The following is a 25,206-nucleotide window of genomic DNA, read 5'->3' on the forward strand; positions in this document are numbered from 1 at the left end:
ATCGGCGTGTGTCTTTTTGTGTATATTTGGAAAAAATATGGCACATACTAGCTCTAAACCAAGGGAAGGCAGGAATGGAATATGAAGGACAAGGCTTATTTTGAAATCCGTCTGGAAAGTCTGGGCGGTCTGGGAGCCAACCTGTGTGGGAAAATGCTCGGTGAACTGGGCGTGAAATATCTCGGACTTAACGGCGCTGCGTTTTCCAGTTATGGTTCTGAAAAACGGGGTTCACCCGTCAGTTCGTTTATACGCTGGTGCGATGGGGATAAGGAAATATTGATCAACAGTCCGGTGCGGGAGCCGGACATTCTTGGTATTTTTCAGGAAAATATTCTGATGAAATATCCGTGGCCGGATATTTTAGAAATGCCGCGCAAAATGGTCATTAATACACAAAAAAATGCAGAGGCACTGATACAAAATTATCCGTGGCTTTCAGGGGAGATTTATTATCTGGATGGCATCTCCATTGCCATGCGCACGAAAAGCCGCATCAATATGATCATGCTCGGAGCCATGATGAAAGCATTGGAAGATGAAGACATCGTAAAGGGGCAGAATAGGGAAAGCCGGGATTTTATGTCCTGTGGAAGAAAGTTGATTGAAGAAACTGTCGGCAAAAAGTATCCGGATCTTTTGGAGATCAATCAAAACGGATTTATGGCCGGGTATGAGATGGTTCGTCAGTTTCGCGGGAAAGGAAACGGGGGAATCATTCCGGAGGGACATCAGGAAAAGTTGATTTGGGGTTATGAAAATGCACCGATCGGCGGAATAAATCCTTTGGCGGGCAGTATGGCATCCAATGATCTTTCGCCATCCCGAAGCGGCTATATGCCATTGTTTGATGAGTCGAAATGTATTCATTGCGGCCTTTGCGACTCCACATGTCCGGATATGGTGTTCCAGTTTAAAAAGGGAACCTATAAGGGGAAGGAACAAATGATGAATCGGGGCCTGGATTATCACTATTGTAAAGGCTGTCTTCGCTGCGTCTCCGTTTGTCCGGTAAATGCACTGGTTGTCGGGGTGGAGGCGGAGCATCCGGATCCACAGTGGTTTGTGCCGGACAAAGATCTGGTGGCTTCGAATATTCATTGGACACAGAAGGCGTCGGATGGTTGGATTACCGGAGAAAGTTATATGAGTGAACGGCGGAATGACGGAGGTGTCAGATGATGGAAAAAACAGAAGTTAAGCCGCAGAGAGTGCTTTTTGACAGCGGCAATGAGTTGGCGGCCTATGCAGCTAAACAGATTAATTATCATGTGATGGGGTACTATCCGATTACACCGTCGACTCAGATTGCGGAAAATCTGGATGCCATGAAGGCAGAAGGGCTTCATGATATCTCCCTGGTGGCGGCTGAGGGTGAACACAGCGCGGCAGGAATCTGTTATGGCGCATCGGTCTGTGGCGGTCGTGTGTTCAATGCGACCAGCGCGAATGGTCTTTTGTACGCATTGGAGCAATTGCCTGTCCAATCAGGTACCCGGTTTCCAATGGTGATGAATGTGGCATGCCGGACAGTCTCCGGTCCGCTTTCAATCAAAGGAGACCACAGTGATATTATGTATGCTTTAAATACCGGGTGGATCATTCTTTTTGCTGATACGCCTCAGGCGGTTTATGATATGAATATCTGTGGACTGAAATTGGCAGAAAAGGTAAATCTCCCGGTTATCGTTGCCTTTGACGGTTTTTTTACAAGTCACCAGAAGCGGCGTTGTATGGTCTTTGAGTCAGATGAGGTCGTTCAGGCGTTCATAGGCAAACGGGAGGCGGAGGCGGACTTGTTGGATATGGACCATCCGATCACCATCGGTTCTTATATGAACGAGCCGGACATTATCAATAATAAATACCAGCTCCATCAGGCGATGAGATCGGCGGCTAACTGGCTCCCGACCATATACGAAGAGTATGAAAAAATTTCCGGACGGAGTTATGGAGCGGTTCAGGAAAGTCAGATGGAGGATGCGGAGACCGCTGTTTTTATTCTTGGTTCTGCCTATCACACAGTTTGTTCCGCTGTGAATAAGCTTCGGGAAGCAGGAAAGAAGGTTGGTGTGTTTACGGCCAGCGTACTCCGTCCCTTCCCGGCAGAAGAACTTTATGCCCTTTGTAAAAATGCGAAGACAATTATTGTCGCTGACCGGCAGGACAGTTATGGCGCTGGCGGCGGAAATATGACATTGGAAATTAAGGCCATGCTTCAAAGTTTTGGTAAAGGTAATGATGATATTCGGGTGCTCAGTCGGATTTACGGTCTTGGAGGTAAGGATTTTTATGCCGATGATGCGGAAATGCTTTTTCAGGAAGGGGAGAATCCAAAAGCAAAATCCTTCGATTATATCGGTGTGACGAAAGGTTTTGGCGGCCGGGAAGATATGCGGTATTATGAGCCGATCACGAAGGAGGCAGCATCACCGGGAATTATCCGCCGGAGTATGAATCCGGAGAATGGACATGTTCAGATTGAAAACGCCCGGATCAACGAATTGACAGTTATGCCAAAACGACTCAGCCCGGGCCATGGCGCCTGTCCGGGCTGCGGTATTCCGGTCAATGTGAATCTTCTGCTGAAGGGGATTGAAGGGCATGTGGTGATGCTTTTTCAGACAGGCTGCGGCATGGTGGTAACTACCGGGTATCCGAAGACATCCTTTAAAGTGCCTTATATTCATAACCTTTTTCAAAATGGTGCGGCAACCTTGTCCGGTGTGGTGGAAATGTTTAAACAGCGGCAGAAACGGGGCGAGTATCCGGAAGGAGATATTACCTTTGTCATGGTCAGTGGCGATGGCGGTATGGACATTGGTCTTGGTTCGGCCATCGGCGCAGCCTTGAGGGGAAGCCATCTGATCTTGTTAGAGTATGATAATGGCGGATATATGAATACGGGCTATCAGTTGTCTTATTCGACACCGATGGGAGCAAAAAGTTCCACATCCCATGTGGGACCGGAGCAGTATGGAAAGAGCTTTTTCCATAAAGATACGGCGGCTATTATGGCGGCTACCGGTATGCCTTATGTGGCGACGGCAGCAGAATCCAATCCGGCGGATTTTGTAAAAAAGGCAGCCAAAGCTCAGGTCTATGCCAAGTCTGAAGGGATGGCATATATTCGTGCGTTGTCGGCCTGCCCGCTTAACTGGTCCGATAAACCGGATGAGGAGCGAACAATTATCGGAAAAGCTGTAGATTGTTGTTATTTTCCGCTTTATGAGGTGGAAAAGGGACAGACCACATTGAGCTATAATCCGGAAAAATCAAATAAAAAAATTCCGGTAGCTGACTGGCTCGCAATGATGGGGCGGACACGTCATTTGATCAAACCTCAGTATAGAGGTGTTACAGAAAATATTCAGAAGGAAATTGACAGACGATGGGAACGGCTGAAAGCCCTTTCCGAACATCCGTTGTTATAGATTTAAAATCAGAAAGGAATAATTATGGATTTCAAAGAAAGTGAAACAATGAAAAATTTAATGCGGGCATTTGCTGGTGAAAGTCAGGCAAGAAACCGGTATACAATGGCAGCTTCCCAGGCAAAGGCGAACGGCCTGTATGTGATTGAAACTGTATTTACATTTACGGCCGACCAGGAAAAAGAACATGCCAAATTATTTTACAGTCATTTGAAGGATATGGCCGGAGAGACCATCGCCATCGACGGCGGTTATCCGGTGGATATTGACCCTGAAGTATCCAGACTGCTTCGTATGGCGCAGCACAATGAGCTGGAAGAATACGACGATGTATATAAGCATTTTGGAGATACAGCAAAACAGGAAGGATTTGACCAGATTGGAAATCTTTTTCACAATATTGCTGCTATTGAGAAAACCCATGCGGATCGCTTTGAGCATTTTGCACAGCTCATGGAACAGGGGAAACTTTTCGTGGCTGATCAGGAGACCGCCTGGATGTGTTTAAACTGTGGTTATATTTATACTGGCAAAGAAGCACCGAAGGCATGTCCGGTATGCCGGCATGATCAGGGGTACTTTATCCGACAGGTCATGGCGCCTTTTGATTTCTCTCAGGTTGGTTGCCATTGCGGCTGCTAAAAAATGGAGGGAACGACAGATGGGATTCTGCCGTTCCCTCAAAATCTGTTGATCAAAACGAGCATTTCACTGTGCGGCGGTCATTTCACTTGTATTCACTTCTGTTTTATTGTAACATAAATATTGGAAAGGAATGGTTACTAAAATGAGTAAAACAGAAATCTGTCCGGTACATAAAAAATGCGGCGGCTGCCGTTATCAGGGCGTACCATACGAAGAACAGTTGAAGATAAAGGAAAAAATGGTGGGAAAGCTGATGGGTAAGTATTGCAAGATTTATCCCATTGCGGGAATGGAGGACCCGAAACACTACCGGAACAAGGTGCATGCGGTTTTTGACAGGGACAGAAAGGGGAATATTATTTCCGGTGTCTACAAAGAAGGAACGCACCAGGTCATCCCGGTAGAATCCTGTATGATTGAGGATGTGCTGGCGGATGAGATCATCGGAACGATACGTAAGCTGGCGAAATCTTTTAAGATTAAAACATATGATGAGGATACGGGCTATGGTCTGTTGCGTCACGTCCTTGTGAAGAGAGCCTTTGCCACAGGACAGGTGATGGTTGTGATTGTCACGGCTTCTCCCGTGTTCCCATCCCGAAACAATTTTGTCAAAGCGTTGTTAAAAGAATATCCTCAGATTACGACAATCATTCACAATATAAATGATAAGCGGACGAGTATGGTCCTTGGCGAAAGGGAGAAAGTTATATACGGCAAGGGGTATATTGAAGACATGCTCTGCGGTAAAAAATTCCGTATTTCCGCCAAGTCTTTTTATCAGGTGAATCCGGTTCAAACGGAGATCCTGTATAAAAAGGCGATCGATGCTGCCGGTTTTACCGGAAAAGAATATGTTATTGATGCTTATTGTGGTATCGGTACCATTGGTATAGTGGCCAGCGATCATGTGGATACAGTGGTTGGGGTTGAACTGAACCGGGATGCGGTTCGGGATGCCATCGGCAATGCCAAAGCCAATAACATTAAAAATATCCGGTTTGTCTGTGAAGACGCGGGAAGATTTATGGTCAGGCTGGCTGACGCGGCCCGACGGGATTCGAGCGTCCGCCTTCCGGATGTGGTGCTGATGGACCCACCACGGAGCGGCAGCGACGAAGCTTTCTTGAGTTCTCTTGTTAAAATGAGTCCGAAGACGGTTGTTTATGTCTCCTGTAACCCGGTGACCTTAGAGAGAGATGTTAAATGGCTCGAGGAAAAAGGGTACAAGGCAGAAGGCGTCTGGCCGGTAGATATGTTTCCTTTCACGGAACATGTTGAGACGGTAGTACTGCTTTCCCACAAAAAGCCAGACGGACATATCAACGTAAAAGTTGAGTTTGGCGAAGGTGAGGGAAAAGTTCCGCTTGATAATATCGCTAAAAGAGCGGAAAGTTACAAGCCCAAAGAGCGAGTGACCTACAAAATGATAAAGGAGTACATAGAAGCTAAATACGGCTTCAAAGTACATACCGCATATATCGCAGAGGTAAAGAGAGATTTAGGCTTGCCAATGTACGATGCTCCTAATGCGGTAGAAGAATTGAAACAGCCGAAGAAACATCCGACGGCGGAGAAAGTGGAAGCGATAAAGGATGCGTTAAAGCATTATAAAATTATCTAAAGCGAGAAGATTTGTTATAAATTAAGCTACAAAAATTTTGATAAAAAGATGAGGAAATATGTATGGAAAATAATCTGTGTTTAAAAACCGTAAATAATTTATGTCAGTGTTCCTTTTTTGTTCCAGCATATCAAAGGGGGTATCGATGGACAGAACAAGAAGTATCAGATTTGTTGAATGATATTGATGATTTTAGACCAAGGGAAATTCCTAATAGTGACGAAAAGACATGGTATTGCCTTCAACCACTTGTTGTGAAAAAGAGGTTGAGTGATGATTATGAATTAATTGATGGTCAGCAACGATTAACAACTGTATACCTTATCCTTTTTTATCTAAATCAGGATTTTGTTGAAAATAAAAGGGATTTACTTTTTGAAATTGATTATGAAACTAGGAAAGGGACAAAAGATTTCTTAAAAAAGCCTCAAGAACTTAACGATACAAATATAGATTTTTATTATATTAGCAGGGCATACAAAACAATTGAGGAGTGGTTTGAAAAAAAAGATCAAGATTTTGATAAGGGCGCATTTAGATCAAAAATAAAATTTAATACAAGGTTTATATGGTATGAAACATCTGAATTAGATACAATACCTGTCTTTTCAAGGCTTAATATTGGAAAAATTAGTTTGACGAATTCTGAACTTATAAAAGCGTTGTTTTTGAATAGTTCAAATTATGGAAAAGAAGATGCAGATAGAATTCGCCAGCGACAATTTGAAATTGCGGCAGAATGGGATACTATTGAAAATGGACTTCAAGATGATAGACTTTGGTATTTTCTTAGTGATGTCCAAAAACAAGATAATCGTATTGAATTGATTTTTGATCTTATGTCTGGAGAACAAAAAGCAGATTCTTATGCGACGTTTAGATTTTTTAATAACAGGATGCAGAAACATGATCAGGAGAATCTTAACCTTAATTGGAAGGAAGTTAAAGACCATTATCAACGGTTTGATGAATGGTTTAAAAAGCGAGAATGGTATCATAAAATTGGATTTGTTTTATATGTAAAAATTCTTAGCATTTCAGATTTGTATGAGAATTCATATTCTATGAGTAAAAATGCTTTTTCTGATTATCTGGATAATGCTATAAAAACATATTATAAAAAAACACACCTCACGGAATTACAATATGGTGATAGTAAAACAAAATCTGTTTTACTACTTTACAATATTATAACCATGCTTAAAAACGATAAAGATAGATCATATTTTCCTTTTGATGCATTTAAAGTAGAGAGATGGGACATTGAGCATATTGCTTCGCTTAAAGATGCTATTCCTGAGAAAACAGAGAGAAAACAATGGCTTAATGATGTAAAACCATATGTTGATAAAAGTGTTCCTGGCGGGAAGAATATTTTAAAAAATATAGATTCATGTGATATTTATGATGATACTGAATTTGAACAGTTGTTTGAACAGGTAAATGATCATTTTAATTATAAGATAATCAACCAGGAAACAGGAGTGATTGAAGATATTAATGGTATTTCAAATCTTACATTATTGGATTCATTTACAAATAGAAGTTACAAAAATGCCGTATTTCCAATTAAAAGAAAAACAATAATTGAAAGAGATAAAAGTGGAGGATTTGTACCTTTATGTACGAAAAACACTTTTCTAAAATATTTTAGCGATTATCCTCCGAAAATATCGTTTTGGACAGAGGATGATCGACAAAAATATGAGGATGATTTGGCAATGGTATTAAACCAATACATGGAGGTTGAATAATATGGAAAAGGAATCAAAAAATGCATCAAATCTTTCGTTTTGGAAATTGATAAATAAGTTTCGGATTGAAATACCTATCATACAAAGAGACTACGCTCAAGGGAGAGAAGAACATAAAACTGTACGAGTTAATTTTCTTTTGGCAATAAAAAATGCTATTTTAAATTCTCAGGAATTAAACCTGGATTTTATATACGGAAATGTAGTAAATGAAAACAATGAAAAGTTATCTATTTTTCAACCGTTAGATGGACAACAACGATTGACGACTTTGTATTTGTTACATTGGTATGCATACAAGAAGGAACTTGATGAGAATAAAAAGATAAATGAAATACTGTCACATTTTACATATGAAACAAGAATTTCTTCAAGAGAATTTTGCCGAGAATTAGTTGTGCAACCTATAAATTTTGATAATGGAGATGAATCTATAAGAGAAATTATTGAAGACTCTAACTGGTTCTTTTTGTCATGGAAACAGGATAGCACCATTCGAGCTATGTTAAAAACAATTGATGATATTCATCATGAATTCAAGGATATACCTAATTTATGGGAATTATTAACCAAAAAGAATATAATTACTTTTTACTATTTAATATTGGAAGATTTCGGATTATCAGATGATTTGTATATAAAAATGAATGCTCGTGGACGATTATTGACTCCGTTTGAAAATTTAAAAGCGGAATTACAGTCAAAGATTCTTCGGCATAAGTGGGAAGAAGGAAAAAAAGTTGCCGATTGTTTTTCTTTAAAAATAGATACATATTGGACCGACTTTATATGGAATAATTTCCAATATGAACATAGCGTGGATATATCACACATGAGATTGATTTCAACACTTGTGATGACAAATGCGGCATTAGGAAAACTTGCAGTAAAACCAGAGCAGAGAAATGAAATTATTCAAAGAACACAAGAAGATTCTTTTGCAAGGAATTTAGTAGACTATATTAATGAAGATACTTTCAATTATATATGTATTTGTTATGAATTGTATAGCACAATAGATTTACAAATATTGAACATACCTTTTTGTTTATGGCGGCATGCACCTAAAAAGAGTATTACCCATGAGGTATTAATTGAGGGAAGTAATCCTAGAACTGCAACATCGTCTTATACTCATAAAGTTATTTTCTTTGCGCAAACGGAATACTTGATACATTGTGGGAGTTTGTTTGACCAAACTAGTTTTGAGGATTGGATTAGGGTAGTGCGTAATATTGTTTCACGTGGTGATATTGATTCTGATGGAAAAAGACCCGATATTGTTAGAAGCCCAGATACATTCGTAGGTGCAATTAATTTAGTACATGAATTGTCTTCGGGATGTTCTAATATATATGAGTATTTATCAACTACTCCTGTTAAATCTACATTTGCAAAAGAACAAATCAAGGAAGAAATTGTGAAAGCGAATATAATTCAGGAATATCCACAATATAAAGAATTGCTCTTCAAAATTGAAGATAATGAATTGTTAAGAGGTCGCATCACATTTGCATTACAATGTGCAGGATATAATGGAGATATCAATAGTATAGAGTGGGATATTTTGCGGAAAGTTTGTAATGTATTTAGTGACTATTTTAATAGTGAAGATAAACTTACTGATGAATTAAGAAGAACCATGCTTACAATTGAAGTAGATGGGAAATATGAATTTTATCATTACTGGTGGTCTTATTGGAATGTTGGACAAGCTGTTAAACGTAAATTGTTTGTTCAATTTAGAGAAATAGAGTATTTCATCGGGAGTGATTATAAAGAGTATTTTAAGAAATTGGTATTATTGCTCACTGAAAAAACATATGATGAAATTTTAAGGGAATTTATTTTCCCAAAGGATATGCCTAATTGGAAAAGGCGATTAATTAAGGAAGAGACTTTATTAAGTGGAACTTCAAAATATATTGCCATCCCAGATGATAATTCATTTTGCTATTTGCTTAAAAGTAGACGTCCACGTGATATAGATGGTGGAACAAAAATAGAATAATATGAAATTTAAGAGTATAATTAGGTTAATCGTAAGAATTTTGCATCAGTGTGGTGCAAAATTGATGAAATCTATATTTTGTTAGAAAAGGGACGCACGAGCAGTATTAGTACTGTATAAATATTGCCCATATTTCCATGATTTTGTGGGGATATGTTCTGATTTGGTACTCATGTTGAGACGGTGTGTTTATTGTCCAAACTAAAATCGACTCAGCATATTGAAGTTGAGCTGGATATGGACGAGCTGGATTTGACCGATGCGGAGAAGAAAGCTATCTATCAAGAGATCAAGGATTATGTGCTGGAGCATACCGGCTTGAAGGTCAGTAGCCTGTATATCGCACAGGTGAAACAGAAGTGCGGTATCATCGAGCGTGAGAATTATAATAAGCCGAAGTCTGAAGATGTCAAGCAACCGCAATGCCCGCCGGAGAAGGAAAAGGCGATTATGAAAGCGTTGAAACATTTTGCAATGATATAGATGGGTGTCTACAAGTAATCCTGCATCGCATGATTTACAAATCCTTTTATGCAGGTGCTCTCAGCATAATTCCAAAAGGAAATTTTGTTGGAGAAATTGACGTTAATCCTACGTTCCATTACAATGAAAACAAGCGAGAATAGGGGGAATTGTTTATGACTGAATATTTTAATATATGTGGAACACGCATTGCCATCTCTGCAATCAAGGATTTTCGGACGATCCAAGTGGAATTTATTTTCCGTCCGGTGTTTCGTGAATCCAAGAAGTTATTGATGTCGGCAATATCGGGAAAGAAATATGAATTTGCTTACATGGAGCCTTATGCAGCCATTATCGGACAACAGGGTCACAAGTCTGAGTTGGGCGAATATAAGGCGAAAACATTCAAAGAAGCATTGGGAAAAGACATTAGTGGTGCAGTCATTTATACAATTGCGGACAAATTGAAGTTAAAAGCCTTTAAGCGACAAAAGTATCAATGTGTCAATCTTGCGGGAAGAGCATTTACGGCATATCTTGATGACATACCAGCTAAGATGCTGTGGGATGACGGAAGAACAGCGGAGGTCTATAAAGAGGACAAGTTATACGCTGAATTGAATGAAATAACGACTCCTGGCGTTGAATACATTACCGCACTTGTTATTAAAGCGAATGACGCATTTTGCTTCTATGGCAATGGGATACAAGTTGCAGACGCTATATATGAGTTCGAGAGGCTGAGACGGGAGCAGGAAGCGTTTTTGAATGATAAGAAACAAAAGAAAATTGGAAGTTCAGAAAAGAAAGCCTTACCACTGTTTTCTACATTTCATATACCAGGAAAGAATATAGAGAAAAAAGAGAATGACTATTCAGAGCAAAGTAGTAACACATGGGATGAATGACTTCATATAAATAAAAACTTCAATAAATAAGGAGATACTTATATGTGCGTACAAGATAACGAAAAGGGACTGCTTAATGCCATAGCTGCAGCCAAGCAGTATGTTAATTGTTTGTTGATTTTAGAGCGGCATAATGGTAGAATCAAAAAGAACATATATTCGGATTTCCTGGAGGGCTGTAAATCAGTAGAATGATAGGAGAAATGCATGCATGGTGGGGAATAAAAAAGACAATTCCAATATCTTAGGGAGCGAAATCATCATTTACCAAACGGAGGATGGGCATACAAAAATTGATGTTAAGTTTGAAGATGAGAGTGTTTGGCTTACGCAGGCGCAATTATGTGAGCTTTATCAAACCAGCAAATCTAATATCAGTGAGCATATCAAGCATATTTTTGAAGAAGGAGAACTGGAAGAAGATTCAGTTGTTCGGAAATTCCGAACAACTGCGGCTGATGGAAAAAACTATAATACAACACACTATAATCTTGACATGATTATTTCTCTTGGATATAGAGTAAAATCTAAAATTGCTACTAATTTCCGTCGGTGGGCTACTGAACGTTTGAAAGAGTATATGATAAAAGGCTTTACGATGGATGATGAACGGCTGAAAAATCTGGGTGGCGGTAATTATTGGAAAGAGTTATTAGACCGTATTCGGGATATCCGTTCATCTGAAAAAGTTATGTACCGACAGGTGCTTGATCTTTATGCAACAAGTGTTGACTATAATCCCAAGAGTAGTGAATCCATTGCGTTTTTTAAAATGGTGCAAAATAAATTACATTATGCAGCACACGGACATACAGCGGCAGAAGTTATATATGAGCGTGCGGATGCCAGTCAGCCTTTTATGGGATTAAAAAGTTTTTCTGGTGATTTTCCTGTATTGAAAGATGTCAGTATTGCAAAAAATTATCTCAATGATGAAGAGTTAAAAATCCTAAATAATATTGTATCGGGATATTTTGATTTTGCGGAGATTCAAGCTATGCGTCACAATCCTATGTATATGGCAGATTATGTGGAACACCTTGATAATGTTTTAAAAACTACAGGAGAAAAGGTGTTGCAGGAAGCTGGAACGATTAGTCATACACAGGCAATCGAAAAAGCAACAGAAGAGTATAGGAAATATCAGGCACAGAACTTGTCGCCGGTTGAAAAAGAATATTTGGAAAGTATTAAAAATATTCAGAGTACAGTGAAGAAAAAAAGTAAGAATTAACAGGAAATAAGTTTGGACAACGATAATCATGTTGAGACGGTTGTAATGCTTTCCCACAAAAAAACCGATAGTGTAATCAACGTAAAAGAGGAGTTTGGCGTGGGTGAGGGCAAAGTGCCGCTTGATAATATCGCCAAGAGAGCCGAAGCGTACAAGCCGAAAGAGCGAGTGACCTACAAAATGGTTAAGGAGTACATAGAAGCAAAATATGGCTTCAAAGTGCATACCGCATATATCGCAGAGGTAAAAAGAGATTTGGGCTTGCTGATGTACGATGCTCCTAATGCGGTAGAGGAATTGAAACAGCCGAGAAAGCATCCGACTCCAGAGAAGGTTGAAGCAACAAAGGATGCATTGAAGCATTTTGAGGTAATTTAATAATGATGAGCGTATCATAAAAACAGTGGTACGCTTATTTTTTTACATATTTGTCTTTTCGTTGACCAATATTTTATTTGGTTATAAAAGCGGAGGACAGATTTTGTACTAAACTGCCTAATTGATACAATTGAAAGCGTTCACTTTGCTATTATTGACTTAAAGAGAAAAATCAAATATAATATAGTAAAGTGCCCAATCATTGATTTAATTAGGGGCGATTAAATAGAGGTGAAGATATGCTTCAGAATAAAGATATTGAGACACTGAGAATGTTGTTTAGCAGTCATAATTATGTTATGACTACTGCTGAACTTACAGCTTCAAAGTTATACTATGCAGATATAAAACAACTTTTAGACGAAGGATTGATTGAAAGAGTCAGGCGAGGTTACTATCACTGGACTCAAGATTATGGAGAAAGTGAAGTTGTCATTATCAATCGATTGTTTCCCGATGCAGTGCTCTGTATGGAGACTGCCCTATTCTATTATAGATACAGTGACAGAAATCCTGCTGAATGGAACTTTGCAATAGATAAAAATGTCTCTAAGCGGCGAACAAAAATCGATTATCCGTTTATAAAGGCATATCGTGTAGAGTCAGAGTTGGTTACGCTGGGCGAAACCGAAGGTGAAATTGATTTCCACAAAGTCCGCATTTATGACCGTGACCGTACTATTTGCGATGTGCTGCGAAATATGAACAAGATGGATAAGGAGGTTTTTAATAAAGCAGTACAGGGCTATGTTAAAGACCCGAAAAAGAATATACCGAATCTTATAGAATATGCGAAGGTTTTGCGTGTTCAAACGCGTGTAAAAGAATTAATTGGAGTGTGGTTGTAATGGCAGATATAGCAGCTTCCGTTCTGGCAAAGCTGAGAAATAAAGCAAAAGCCTCTGATATCAGCTATCAGCAATGCTTACAACTTTTTGTGCAGGAAGAATTTTTGAGAAAGTTATCAAAATCTGGGTGTGAGGATACACTAATACTCAAAGGTGGATTGTTTATTTATACTCTAACCAATTTTGAAAGTCGAGCTACCATTGATGTCGATTTCCTGCTCCGTGGATACTCTAATTCAATAGATGATGTAAAAGATTTGATTTGTAAAATCATCGACACACCGACAGGTAACGATTATATAGAAATGCGAGCAAAAGGCTTTGAGGAAATTTCTCCGCAAAGAAAATATCACGGTATCAGTACGCAGATTATTGCTCAAATAAAAAATGTGCGTGTGCCGTTTAATGTTGATATAGGCGTGGGTGATACTATAGTCCCCCGTGCCGAAGAACGCACAATCAACACTCAGCTTCCTGATTTTGAAGCACCTGTAATCAAAACCTATTCTCTTGAAAGCACCATTGCCGAGAAGTTTGATGCCATACTGCAACGCTTTGAATTGACAGGCAGAATGAAAGATTTTTATGATATTTATTATCTCTCAAGGACATTCGATTTTGAGGGTGCAAAATTGCAGGCAGCTGTATTTGAAACCTTACAGCGGCGTGGTACTCCCTATGATAGAGACAGTTTTAAGCGTGTTGTTGCACTTGCCGATGATGAAGATATGCAGAAGCGTTGGAAATTCTTTTTGAAAACCATAAAAGAGAACACGCTTGAGTTTTCATTTGTTATTGCGGAAATCCAGACTTTTCTTGAGCCTGTGTTTGATGCGATAGTGAATGAGAAAGAATGGCAAAATATCTGGAAAAGCAATGCGAGAAAATGGTCAAATCTGAAGGGAGTTATTGACCGTGACAAGAGCAGTTAATGATGCAACATTGCAAAAAGCTGGTGATATATACCAGTATCTAATAGCTTTAAGAGATTGCTTTGAATTGAACGATGGCGATACTCTGCAAATTGAGACAAATGGTGATGTGAGCATTATGAATGATGTGGGTGGTCGCTTTCAGAGAAAAGTAAAACATCATTTTGGTAATAAATCTATTTCGGACAGAGATATAGATTTTTGGAAGACACTTGCAAACTGGTATGTAGACTATGAGCGTGTAAAAAACTTTTCTAATTATATACTCAGTACTACAGCTACAATTCAAAGTGATTCTTCGTTTCATAGTTGGAATAATAAAAAAAGACTGAGAAATTAAAACGCCTAAAAGATATAGGAGCTATCTCTAAGAAAAATGAAGAAACATTCAGGAATCAATATAATAGAATTTTCGGTGACTCTTATGACGAAAGTCGTCTTTTGGAAATATTAGATAACTTTACGATTGAAGCTGCCAAAACTTCAATAGACGGTATTAGAAGAAGCAGTAAATACTCTTTGCCGTTTACTAATTGCCTATCCTCCTACGGTGATAAAAACAATTTAGCATAAGGGGATACTAATTCTAAATAGTATAAGAAATAACTTTCACCGCATGTGGAAACGGTCTGCCTCTTGAGCAACCGAAAATCAAAACCTGATACTTATATATAATTGAGTCTGGATATGGAAGATTACTATAGAATCAAAGATGCAGAGAAGGAAAAGAACAAGACATCATAATTAAACAGGACTATAGGGAGAGTTGCTGATGTGCGGAAGTGTTGGCAGCTCTTTTGCGTTTTCGGGAAAAATTTGAAAATTAGTGGCTATTTGATTGTTAGAGTGTGATAGTAAGAAAGGCGGATGATAAGGATGAGATTTAGAGATGTATTCATGAAAGCAATATTTCCAATGGTACTATTGATGGCGTGGGTCTGACTGGCCTCTTTCATTTTTTCAGAACATTCCCGGAAGCTCAGGGTGGTTTGACTTGCTTATTCGGTATCAATTAAGGTTAATTTAAGATTACGCAAAGAACACATTAAGGACACGATGATATACTTTACAGATTAGAATGATAAAAACAAATGTCACAGTTGGGAAGGTGGATATGAGATGAATGAATATAGAATCATGCTCGTTGATGATGAGGTGGATATTTTAAATCTGCTTGAAAAAGCTCTCAACAGAGAAGGGTATTACGATATTACGAAAGTTGATAACGGGCTTGATGCAGTAAGTATCTGCAAGCAAATTCAGCCGGATGTTATTATTCTGGATATTATGCTTCCGGGGATTGACGGCTATGAAGTATGCAAACGAATCCGGCAGTTCTCACATTGTCCAATCTTGTTCCTTTCCTCTAAGAATGATGAATTAGATAAAATACTTGGTCTGGCTGTTGGCGGGGATGACTATGTAACAAAACCGTTTAGCCCGAAAGAAGTGGCATATAGAGTTAAGGCACAATTGCGCCGTGCTGAATATAAACAGGAACCAGTACAGAAGCATATCATCACGATTGGAGAATTAGTAATCGATCCAGAGGGCTGCCGGGTTATGAAGAATGAAAAAGAATTGGAACTTACTGCCCGAGAGTTTGAAATTCTGCATTATCTGTCACAAAATATTGGACGGGTGATCAGCCGTGAGCGTTTATATGAAGCAGTTTGGGGAGAGGACGGCTTCGGCTGTGATAATACAATCATGGTGCATATCCGGCATCTGCGCGAGAAGCTGGAGGACAACCCTACAAAGCCACAATACATTATTACGATGAAAGGCTTGGGCTACAAGTTGGTGAACCCTTATGAAAAGTAAACACAAGATGAATCCTCTTTTGAGAATATTCGTTTTTCTTTGTTCTCTGGTATTATTGGCTGCTGTTGCGGCAATCGGTCTCTATTATTATCTTTTTTCGATTCCCGAACCGGAGGGCTTGAGTTTGGCTAACTGGCCGAACCGTTTTACAGAGAATTTTTCTGCCTGGATTGAATATGAGGATGGGGAACTGAAAATAGAAGACATAGGGCTGGAACGACTGGACGAATACGGTTTATGGATTCAGGTGATTGATGAATCCGGGCAGGAAATTTTCTCTTATCATAAGCCGGAGAACTACCCGACAAGCTACTCTGTGTCTGAATTGATCGCATTTGGAACGAGTGGTTACGAGAATGGAAATACAGTTTTTGTGAGCAGCTATGAAACGTCCGGGGAAGTCTATAACTATCTTGTTGGATTCCCCTACCCCATTGGAAAATATATGCTGTACTATAATGGTGAGACCGTCGGGCGTCTTTCACCTATATTCCGTATGGCGATATTTTTTGTCCTCTGTGTGGTTGCTGCCGCATTTCTTGTCTATGGCTTTTGGCTTACCCGTCAGATGGGAAAAATCACAAGAGGCATCGAAAGTATTTCACTCCGCACCTATCGGTCTTCACAGGAAAAAGGCATCTTCAGCAGCATTTATGCCGCACTAAACAAAATGGATACGGAGATTCAGCGGAGTGACCAGCTCAAAGAAAGTACAGAGCGGGCACGTCAGGAATGGATTACTAACATTACACATGATCTGAAAACGCCGCTATCTCCTGTTAAGGGTTATGCGGAATTACTTGCGGATGGTGCCGCAGCGGAAAGCCAGACCGTACAGGAATATGGTTCTATTATTCTGAAAAATGTCGATCATGTAGAAAAACTGATAAATGATTTGAAGCTGACCTACCAACTGGATTCCGGGGCCTTTCCATTTCACCCCAGGCAGGTACGTTTGGTGCGTTATCTAAGGGAGTTAGTGATTGATATTACAAACGACCCGACCTATTCCGGCCGTGATTTAGAATTTGAAAGTAATTTGCCGGAGTTTACTTCTGCGGTTGACCCCGACCTGTTCCGGCGGGCGGTTCAAAATCTGATTGTCAATGCACTGGTTCATAATCCCCCGGAAACGAAAGTGACCATATCCATTACAAAAGCACAGGAAAGTGGTATTCACATCTCTATCCGGGACAATGGTGTGGGTATGAGCGAGGAAGAACAATCGAACCTGTTTAATCGGTATTATCGGGGAACAAATACCAAAGAAAAGCCAGAGGGCAGTGGCCTTGGCCTGGCAATCGCAAAGCAGATTGTCACACTCCACGGCGGAGATATTGTAGTTAAGAGTAAGCCAGGCGAGGGTACGGAATTTTTAATTCTGGTCCCTGCAAATTAAGATGAAATTAAGATACGGAGAAGCCAGCGATAAGATGGATGGTTTATGCTGTAAGCATAGATCATCCATCTTTTATAATGTGATCTAAATAACAACCAACAGGAGGTTTTGTATGGAACTGCAATTACAGCATTTGTGCAAGCAATATGGAAGCAAATGTGCCGTTGACGATATAAGCGTCAATTTAGTTCCTGGCGTGTATGGCTTGCTTGGCGCAAATGGAGCGGGAAAAACGACTTTGATGCGAATGATCTGCGGCATTTTGAAGCCTACTTCCGGCAGCATCCGTCTGAATGGAAAGACCATGCAGGAATTGGGAGAACAGTATTATACTCATTTGGGTTATATGCCCCAGGACTTTGGTTTCTATCCTGATTTTACGGCCCGCGAGTTTATGCTTTATATGGCGGCAGTGAAAGGTCTCAGCTCGAAAGAAGCCAGAACAAAAACGGAAAAGCTGCTGGATATGGTCAACCTGCATGATATGGCGGATAAGAAAATCAAGTCTTATTCTGGTGGCATGAAGCAGCGCTTGGGTATTGCCCAGACTGAACTGAATGATCCGTCAATTTTGATTTTGGATGAACCAACGGCGGGGCTTGACCCGAAAGAACGGGTACGATTCCGCAACATTATTTCAGACTTTGCAAAGGAAAAGATCGTGATTCTGTCAACGCATATTGTTTCCGATGTTTCCTATATTGCAGACGCAATTTTGATGATGAAGCAGGGACGCTTCTTACTGCAAGAACCAATGTCTACGGTTACTGACGGTATCCGGGGTAAAGTATGGGAAGTTTTAGTTGATGACCGGAGGGCTGATGAATATAGCAGGCGATTTTGCGTTGTCAATCTGCACCACGAAAACAATAAAGTGCGCTTGCGAATCGTGAATGAAGCAGCTCCGGCGGCAGATGCCTACACCGTTGAACCGAGTTTGGAAGATTTATTCCTGTACCATTTTGGCGAAGAAGTGCAGAACGAAAGGGGTGGATATGATGAAAACGCTGGTTAAGTATGAGTTTTTGAAAATTCTGCGTAAGAAATCTACGTTTATTGTGATGACCGTCAGCCTGTTATTAACGGTTTTTCTTTTTGGCCTGCCGATTTTGCAGTATCAGACCTACAATGCGGATGGAGTAATCAAGGGCCTGGATGGTATTGCTTATACAAAGGAGCAGTATTCGCAGATTTCCGTTCCTCTGACGGATGAATACATTAGCGAAACAATCCGTGAAGTACAGGAGCTTTTTGAAAATCCTGATAATGTGGGATTTGACGGAACAGATCAGTTTTTAATTGGAGATGCGTACTGGAATGATATAGCACCACGGGAAGAACTGTTAAAAACGATTGCATCCACCTATGCTGCCCCTGGAGTAACGGCCTGGTATAGTAGCCTGCCGGATGTGGATATAGCGAACGGCGCAAACTTCTATCAGGCAAGGGAGGAAAAAATAGCTGCTCTGTTAAATGATTCGTCCCGTGGATTGTCTGATGAACAGAAAGAATACTGGCAGAATATGAACAGCCAGGTAGAAACACCATTCCAGTATGGATATTATGAGGGATGGCTTACCATTAATACCTGTTTTGAACTGTTAATGTTCGCAATAGTGGCTGTTTGCATTGTCCTTGCGCCCGTATTTTCCGGCGAGTATCAGGCTGGAACAGATGCGGTCATTTTGTCGGGCAAGTATGGAAAAACAAAATTGACGACTGCAAAGATCATTGCATCCTACCTGTTTGGGCTTCTTGCATTTACCATTCATATCCTTGTGGCCTTTGGATTGCCCCTTGCGGCGTTTGGCGTGGATGGCTGGAATCTTCCCATGCAGATTGCAGGTACATCAATCCCTTATCCATTTACATTCCTGCAGGGAATCCTGGTCAATCTGGGCGTGATTTACTTTGTCCTGTTTGCCATGATTGGTCTGACACTGGTACTTTCCTCAAAGATGAGAAGTCCTTATCTTGTGTTGATCGTACTTGTGCCTGTGCTGTTTATTCCAATGTTTCTTTCTGCAAACGGAACAACAGGCGTTTACAATTTAACTTTGTTCCTGCTGCCTTACTACGCGGTTCAGCCTCAATTTGGCTCTTATATTTCCTATCAATTAGGCAGCTTGGTACTGGACGCATTTTCCACAAGGACAATTTTGTATGCGGTACTGACTGTTTGTATGCTTCCTCTTGCAAAGCTGGGCTTTAAAAAGCATCAAGTTTTATAAGGAGGCATGAATGTGAATAGAAAGAGATTGATAATCAACGGTTCGGTCTTGGCGATAATCGTTATTGTTGCGTGTAAAAGATTTTAAACTTGAAACATGCCTGGGAGTTTATTTTGGACCGTGATGTAATTGCCAGCTTGTTCCGACTACTATCATGTAGTTCATGGACATACGGCAGCAGAATTCTCTAAGATGAATAAATCAGGCTTATCCATGGAAAAATAAGTATTATTTTTTCATGGAGATAAGCATATGTATAATTCTTTTTTTGGCTGGTATTTAAAATGTCAATCTGATACACAGACCTTAGCGGTGATACCTGCCGTTCACAACAAAGGGAACAAACGCACCTGCTCTATTCAGGTCATTACGGATAATGACGCCTGGACAGTTATGTTTAGTGCAGATTTATTTCGACGGACAAGAAGGAATATTTTTATTGGAGAAAATCAATTTGGTGAAAAAGGCATTCATCTGGCAATACAGACATCGCAGTTGACTATTAGGGGAAAGTTGGATTTTGGACCGCTATGTCCGTTAAAATATGATATTATGGGGCCGTTTGCGTTAGTGCCTTTTATGGAATGCCGCCACAGTGTGCGGAGTATGCGCCATTCGGTCAGGGGAAATGTGTGTATTAATGGACAAAAATATTCTTTTCGGAATGCATGGGGATATTGGGAAGGAGATCAGGGCCGGTCATTTCCAAAAGAGTATATATGGACGCAGTGCTGTTTCCAAGGTGGGGCTTTAATGTTGTCAGTGGCGGATATTCCCATGGCAGGGATTCATTTTACCGGTATTATAGGTGCTATATTATGGCTGGGGAAAGAGTACAGGATCGCCACTTATCTGGGAGCCAGAGTTGTTAGAATCCAAAACAAGATGGTCCGGATTATACAGGGCAATCTGGAATTGGATGTTCGGCTGTTGGAAGCATCTGAACGGCCTCTTAAGGCTCCGGCCAAGGGAGACATGGTAAGGACAATTCACGAAAGTGCATCCTGCCGGGCTTTTTACAGACTTCGCAAAGAGGGCTGTATTCTGTTTGCTTTCGAAACAGACAAGGCATCTTTTGAATTTGAATATTTTTCTTGATGACGTGGAAGAAAACTTTGCTGAAGATTACGCTCCGAAAATGGAACTATAATACGATATAAGAATCAATCAGTCGCTTTGCGAAATGTGGGCGGAGACAATTTGACGCCTATGACAGCTTTTTGATGGATGTATCCGGCGGACAGTAAGCAGGTGGAATAGCAAGAAGTGCGGACAGGATGAAAAAAGAATGTTGATTGTGTATTATTCCGTATCGAATGGCAATGTAAAACGAATTGTGCAGTGTCTGTAAAAAGACTTTTGCCGCTCATGATTGTCTATAGTCACAGACATTTCCATGGATTTTATAACATCGCTATGCTACAATGAAGTCAGCGATAAACTGGAATTTGTAGGATAGAATCATAAAGTTTTTAATGATTCATTTTTGTGAGGGATTCAAAATGCGAAGCGAGAAAGAAATGATGAGTTTAATTATCACAAAAGCAAAACAGGATGACAGGATTTTAGCAGCATATATGAAAGGTTCACGAACAAATCCTAAAGTACCTAAAGATATTTATAGAGATTTTGATATTATGTATGTTGTAAAAGAAACAGACAGTTTTATAATGGATACTTCCTGGATTAATTTTTTTGGCAAAGTGGTATTAAAGCAAGAACAAGATGATGATTATGGTTACGGAGAAAGATTCGGTATCAGAGCCAACTATGATGAAAGTTATTCATGGTTATTACTCTTTAGTGACGGTAATCGTATTGATGTTGGGATAGAAACAATTAACGCACTGAATAAAGGAACTAATCGAAATAAACTTTATCTGCCGCTATTAGACAAAATTGGTTGTTTACCAGAACTTCCAGCACCAACAGATGAAGATTTTTTTGTTAAGAAACCTTCTATAAAACAATTTCAAGGCTGTTGTAATGAATTTTTCTGGTGTATTTGTGATGTATCAAAAGGAATTGCGAGAGATGAAATGCCATTTGCTATGACAACTTATAATACACTTGTGCGAAATATGATGGAATTAATGTTAAATTGGTATATTGGTACGCGTACAGATTTTTCGGTTTCAACTGGAAAGTTAAACAAATACTTTAAAAAGTATCTTTCAGAAGCAATTTATCAGAGATATTTAAAAACATATACAAATGGAGAATATGAGAATTTTTGGTGTGCGATCCAGGTTGCAATTGAATTATTTCATGATGTTGCTATTTGGGTAGGAGAATCAATAGAAGCTACATATCCATATACTGCGGAGGAAGCAGCATGTGGATATATGAAGAATATAAGAACTCAACTGGCTACACTGGAGAAAACAGATTGGATGAGGTGAAGTAGTGAACCGTACAGTGTATGAATATGAATCCTTGCTTTATGGAGCAGGTGAAACAGGCGGCGCTTATGTCATTTTTCCCTATGATATCAGGAAAGAATTCGGACGGGGACGGGTAAAAGTACACGCCACATTTGACGGAGAAGAATATGACGGCAGTATTGTAAATATGGGAGTAAAAAATGCGGACGGAAGTGTCTGCTATATTATAGGTGTACGGAAAGAGATACGTTCCCGGATCGGGAAGCAGCCAGGTGACAGTGTAAGGGTGACAGTGAGAGAAAGGGAATAAAGGCGGTCGGGAAGATGTGGACATGTCCGAAGTGTGGGCGTACTTTTAAAAAGCAGAACCAGAGCCATTACTGCGGGAAAGCACCGGAAACGGTGGAGGGTTATATTTTGGCGCAGCCCGATTCCGTCAGAGTTGAAGGAAATGCCACGCAAAGTAGCGGAAAAAACGAAATGTAATCCCTGCTTGCTTGTAATGTAAAATACGCTTTTCTATACTGTGTATATCAAAATAAGGAGGTCATGAATATGACATTTGCAGAAAAATTGAAATCCATCCGTAAGCAGGCAGGAATGTCGCAGGAACAGTTAGCGGAGAAGCTCGGTGTATCAAGACAGGCGGTTACAAAATGGGAAACAGATGCGGGCATTCCCGACATTGAGAACATCATGGCAATTTCCACCCTGTTTGACATTTCCATTGACGAGCTGCTCTCTAACGAAAGGGGAACCCAAAAAGCGACAGAGTATCTTTTCGAGAGTGTTACAGAGTACGATATTGATGAGCCAAAACGTTACGACATGAAGTTTGGAGGGGCAAGGCAATTCCAGATGTCAGGCTATGAGGGCGAGAAAATCCGTGTCCGTCTGGCATCCAATACCCTCTCCACGCTCCAGAATGATTTTAAAGTGAAGATTGACGACATCCGAAAACGGATTGATGTGGATGTAAATCGCAGGAACGGTGTATCCGAAGCGGCAGCAAAAGAAGCAGTCAGTATCTTCGTCCAAATCCCGTCACCCTATATCGGGAAAATTGAATGTGCGGTTCATGCAGGGAGCGTGGAAATCCGTTCTTTGGAGTGTGACAGTATAGAGCTTGATGTAAAGACACCAAACATCATTCTGGAGGATGTTTCTGGCACATTAGAGATAAACTGCAATCTGGATATGGAGGTTGTCTGCCGTTCCTTAAATGGGGAGGTCGCGATCAACCAAGTGTCGGCAACCTCAAAAATCCATATCCCAGAGAATGCCGTCTTTACCGCCGTTACGAAGGGCATCGGAACAAGCATCTCTTATGAGAACGGCGGACGGCAGACAGAACGGTTTGACACACCTGATGCGGAGAATATTATAGAGCTGAATGGCATAAAGAGCGAGCTTGTGATCTGCACGGACAGGGGAAGAAGCAGATTGTAAAAGATGCAGAAAGTGCAGCAGGATCGGCATTTGGACCTGCCAGCCTGATTTCAAAAAAATACCCTGTTGATTTCATATCCGGTATCAATTATACTAAAGTATACGTTTAAAAATTATTAAATTTGTGGGGATAAACTTTATGATCAGAAAAGCAACAGAAAAAGATATTCAGGCGGTTTCCCATATTTATGATGAAATTCATACGGAGGAAGAGGCCGGCCGAGTGACGATCGGATGGATAAGAGATATCTATCCAACAGAGAAAACGGCGGAAATGGCTCTGCAAATGGGTGATCTGTATGTGCTGGAAGAAGATGGTGTTGTTGTGGCGGCGGGAAGATTGAATCAGCAGCAGGAACCTTCCTATGCAGAAGCGGATTGGGAATATGATGCCGAAGAACAGGAGGTCATGGTATTACATACGCTGGTGGTATCGCCAACCATAGAAAATCGCGGATATGGCAGAGCGTTTGTTTCTTTTTATGAAGACTTTGCCAGAAAGCATGGCTGCAATTATCTGAGGATGGATACGAATCAGAAAAATACACGTGCCCGGCAGTTTTATAAAAAACTGGGTTACAGGGAAGTGGGGATTGTTCCGTGTACGTTTAATGGAATTATAGGCGTTCAGCTTGTATGTCTGGAAAAGAAATTGTGACAATCTGTTTAAAAAGATTGTAATCTTCTCCTCTGTCTGTTACAATTTGGAAAAAGAGGTATTTATGGCAATTAATAAAGCGATGCGGGCGGCCCTGTCTGTGCTGTCCTATTCGGAAGCGGATATTAAAAAAAGTTATCAAATGGAACGGTGGTTGAAAGAGATTTCCGCAAGACGGCTGAGAAAGCCGTCGCTCTATCACATTTGGGAGCATAAGGTGATCAACGGAGACCATGAGGTACCGGTACGGATTTTTATGCCTTCCGCCCGTGAACATCAGGGAATACTTATATTTTTTCATGGCGGCGGATGGGTGACCGGAAGTATTGATAGCTATGATGCTGTCTGCGCCGATATGGCAAATCAGACAGGACGTGTGGTCATTTCCGTGGATTACAGGCTGGCGCCGGAACATCCGTTTCCGGCCGGGCTGGAGGATTGTTATGCGGTCACAAGGGAGATATTTCTTGATGAGAACCTTTTGGAAACGGAAGCAAAGGAAATCGTGCTGATCGGAGATAGTGCCGGAGGCAATCTGGCGGCAGCCGTCTCGCTGATGGCCCGTGATCGGGGAGAATTTCTTCCTTCCCGTCAGATACTCATCTATCCGGCTGCGGGAAATGATCATTCAGATTCTTCCCCGTTTCCTTCGGTGCGGGAAAATGGCACAGGTTACCTGTTGACGACAAAGCGTGTGCGGGACTATATGGAGTTGTATCGCTCATCGGATGAAGATTTGATGAATCCCTATTATGCGCCGCTGGCGGCAAAGAGCTTTACCGATCAGCCGGACACATTGATCATTACAGCAGAATATTGTCCGCTGCGGGATGAAGGAGAGGCTTATGGAAAGGCGCTGAAGACAGCAGGAAATAAGGTGAAGATTTTCAGAATGCCGAACGCACTTCACGGATATTTTTCTTTACCGGTTCGTTTTTCACAGGTGAAAAAAACCTATGATTTAATCAATTGTTTTCTGATGGAGAAGGAAACGGATTTAATGGGATTTTCGCAGTGAATGATCATGG

Annotated in this window: 22 protein-coding genes and 2 pseudogenes; all 24 read left to right on the forward strand. The window is 40.5% G+C overall.

All coding sequences use genetic code 11. The features are described 5' to 3' along the window. Nucleotides 1–81: 81 nt before the first annotated feature. The 24 genes and pseudogenes from EV212_RS04495 to EV212_RS04605 all read left to right on the forward strand — a co-directional run bounded on the left by EV212_RS04495 (nt 82) and on the right by EV212_RS04605 (nt 25,196). Complete coding sequence (locus EV212_RS04495; RefSeq protein ID WP_132089533.1) at nt 82–1,182, forward strand: 2-oxoacid:acceptor oxidoreductase family protein; 1,101 nt, start codon at nt 82–84, stop codon at nt 1,180–1,182. Next, nucleotides 1,179–3,434 (forward strand): thiamine pyrophosphate-dependent enzyme, encoded by a 2,256-nt coding sequence (locus EV212_RS04500; protein ID WP_132089536.1) that lies wholly within the window; start codon nt 1,179–1,181, stop codon nt 3,432–3,434. The genes EV212_RS04495 and EV212_RS04500 overlap by 4 nt, the downstream gene beginning before the upstream one ends. Nucleotides 3,435–3,455: 21 nt before the next feature. Next, nucleotides 3,456–4,076 (forward strand): rubrerythrin, encoded by a 621-nt coding sequence (gene rbr, locus EV212_RS04505; protein ID WP_334295608.1) that lies wholly within the window; start codon nt 3,456–3,458, stop codon nt 4,074–4,076. A 145-nt stretch (nt 4,077–4,221) separates the two neighbouring features. Further along, entirely contained in the window at nt 4,222–5,703 is a 1,482-nt protein-coding gene (rlmD, locus tag EV212_RS04510) for a 23S rRNA (uracil(1939)-C(5))-methyltransferase RlmD (RefSeq protein WP_243115455.1), read from the forward strand. Between the two features lie 62 nt (nt 5,704–5,765). Continuing rightward, nucleotides 5,766–7,457, forward strand: a complete 1,692-nt coding sequence (locus tag EV212_RS04515; protein ID WP_132089545.1) for a DUF262 domain-containing protein — start codon at nt 5,766–5,768, stop codon at nt 7,455–7,457. Between the two features lies 1 nt (nt 7,458). Then, nucleotides 7,459–9,468 (forward strand): DUF262 domain-containing protein, encoded by a 2,010-nt coding sequence (locus tag EV212_RS04520; RefSeq protein WP_132089548.1) that lies wholly within the window; start codon nt 7,459–7,461, stop codon nt 9,466–9,468. 171 nt (nt 9,469–9,639) lie between these two features. Further along, nucleotides 9,640–9,951, forward strand: a pseudogene (locus EV212_RS04525) (hypothetical protein); the annotation flags it as partial. A gap of 155 nt (nt 9,952–10,106) precedes the next feature. Then, nucleotides 10,107–10,841, forward strand: a complete 735-nt coding sequence (locus tag EV212_RS04530; protein WP_132089551.1) for a hypothetical protein — start codon at nt 10,107–10,109, stop codon at nt 10,839–10,841. A 42-nt stretch (nt 10,842–10,883) separates the two neighbouring features. After that, nucleotides 10,884–11,036: a hypothetical protein gene (locus tag EV212_RS13420; protein WP_165873298.1), complete on the forward strand. Its 153-nt coding sequence runs from the start codon at nt 10,884–10,886 to the stop codon at nt 11,034–11,036. A 16-nt stretch (nt 11,037–11,052) separates the two neighbouring features. Next, nucleotides 11,053–12,075, forward strand: coding sequence for a virulence RhuM family protein (locus EV212_RS04535; RefSeq protein WP_132089554.1), 1,023 nt, complete (start codon nt 11,053–11,055; stop codon nt 12,073–12,075). Nucleotides 12,076–12,102: 27 nt separating this feature from the next. Then, nucleotides 12,103–12,453 (forward strand): annotated as a pseudogene (locus EV212_RS04540) (23S rRNA (uracil(1939)-C(5))-methyltransferase RlmD); the annotation flags it as partial. Between the two features lie 239 nt (nt 12,454–12,692). Next, complete coding sequence (locus EV212_RS04545; RefSeq protein ID WP_028087997.1) at nt 12,693–13,301, forward strand: type IV toxin-antitoxin system AbiEi family antitoxin domain-containing protein; 609 nt, start codon at nt 12,693–12,695, stop codon at nt 13,299–13,301. Next, the gene (locus EV212_RS04550; protein WP_132089557.1) at nt 13,301–14,233 is read left to right on the forward strand and encodes a nucleotidyl transferase AbiEii/AbiGii toxin family protein; all 933 of its coding nucleotides are present in this window, start codon (nt 13,301–13,303) and stop codon (nt 14,231–14,233) included. The genes EV212_RS04545 and EV212_RS04550 overlap by 1 nt, the downstream gene beginning before the upstream one ends. After that, a complete protein-coding gene (locus tag EV212_RS04555; RefSeq protein WP_243115457.1) occupies nt 14,217–14,573 on the forward strand; it encodes a hypothetical protein in 357 nt (118 codons plus the stop codon). The genes EV212_RS04550 and EV212_RS04555 overlap by 17 nt, the downstream gene beginning before the upstream one ends. A gap of 779 nt (nt 14,574–15,352) precedes the next feature. Then, a complete protein-coding gene (locus tag EV212_RS04560; protein WP_132089560.1) occupies nt 15,353–16,057 on the forward strand; it encodes a response regulator transcription factor in 705 nt (234 codons plus the stop codon). Continuing rightward, nucleotides 16,047–17,456: a sensor histidine kinase gene (locus EV212_RS04565; RefSeq protein ID WP_132089563.1), complete on the forward strand. Its 1,410-nt coding sequence runs from the start codon at nt 16,047–16,049 to the stop codon at nt 17,454–17,456. Before EV212_RS04560 ends, EV212_RS04565 begins: the two co-directional genes overlap by 11 nt. A gap of 112 nt (nt 17,457–17,568) precedes the next feature. Further along, on the forward strand, nt 17,569–18,471 hold the full coding sequence (locus EV212_RS04570; RefSeq protein ID WP_132089566.1) for an ABC transporter ATP-binding protein: 903 nt from the start codon (nt 17,569–17,571) through the stop codon (nt 18,469–18,471). Further along, nucleotides 18,452–19,687 (forward strand): ABC transporter permease subunit, encoded by a 1,236-nt coding sequence (locus EV212_RS04575; protein ID WP_243115458.1) that lies wholly within the window; start codon nt 18,452–18,454, stop codon nt 19,685–19,687. Before EV212_RS04570 ends, EV212_RS04575 begins: the two co-directional genes overlap by 20 nt. Before the next feature lie 252 nt (nt 19,688–19,939). Further along, entirely contained in the window at nt 19,940–20,785 is an 846-nt protein-coding gene (locus tag EV212_RS04580; protein ID WP_132089569.1) for a tocopherol cyclase family protein, read from the forward strand. A gap of 404 nt (nt 20,786–21,189) precedes the next feature. Further along, nucleotides 21,190–22,089, forward strand: a complete 900-nt coding sequence (locus tag EV212_RS04585) for an aminoglycoside 6-adenylyltransferase (RefSeq protein ID WP_132089571.1) — start codon at nt 21,190–21,192, stop codon at nt 22,087–22,089. A 4-nt stretch (nt 22,090–22,093) separates the two neighbouring features. After that, nucleotides 22,094–22,381, forward strand: a complete 288-nt coding sequence (locus tag EV212_RS04590) for a DUF1905 domain-containing protein (RefSeq protein WP_132089574.1) — start codon at nt 22,094–22,096, stop codon at nt 22,379–22,381. 245 nt (nt 22,382–22,626) lie between these two features. Beyond that, nucleotides 22,627–23,520, forward strand: a complete 894-nt coding sequence (locus tag EV212_RS04595; protein ID WP_132089575.1) for a helix-turn-helix transcriptional regulator — start codon at nt 22,627–22,629, stop codon at nt 23,518–23,520. A gap of 139 nt (nt 23,521–23,659) precedes the next feature. Next, nucleotides 23,660–24,178 (forward strand): GNAT family N-acetyltransferase, encoded by a 519-nt coding sequence (locus EV212_RS04600; protein WP_132089578.1) that lies wholly within the window; start codon nt 23,660–23,662, stop codon nt 24,176–24,178. A gap of 64 nt (nt 24,179–24,242) precedes the next feature. After that, complete coding sequence (locus EV212_RS04605; protein ID WP_132089580.1) at nt 24,243–25,196, forward strand: alpha/beta hydrolase; 954 nt, start codon at nt 24,243–24,245, stop codon at nt 25,194–25,196. Nucleotides 25,197–25,206: the final 10 nt, after the last annotated feature.

The organism is Frisingicoccus caecimuris (assembly GCF_004340975.1).
In the GTDB taxonomy this organism is placed as follows: domain Bacteria; phylum Bacillota; class Clostridia; order Lachnospirales; family Lachnospiraceae; genus Frisingicoccus; species Frisingicoccus caecimuris.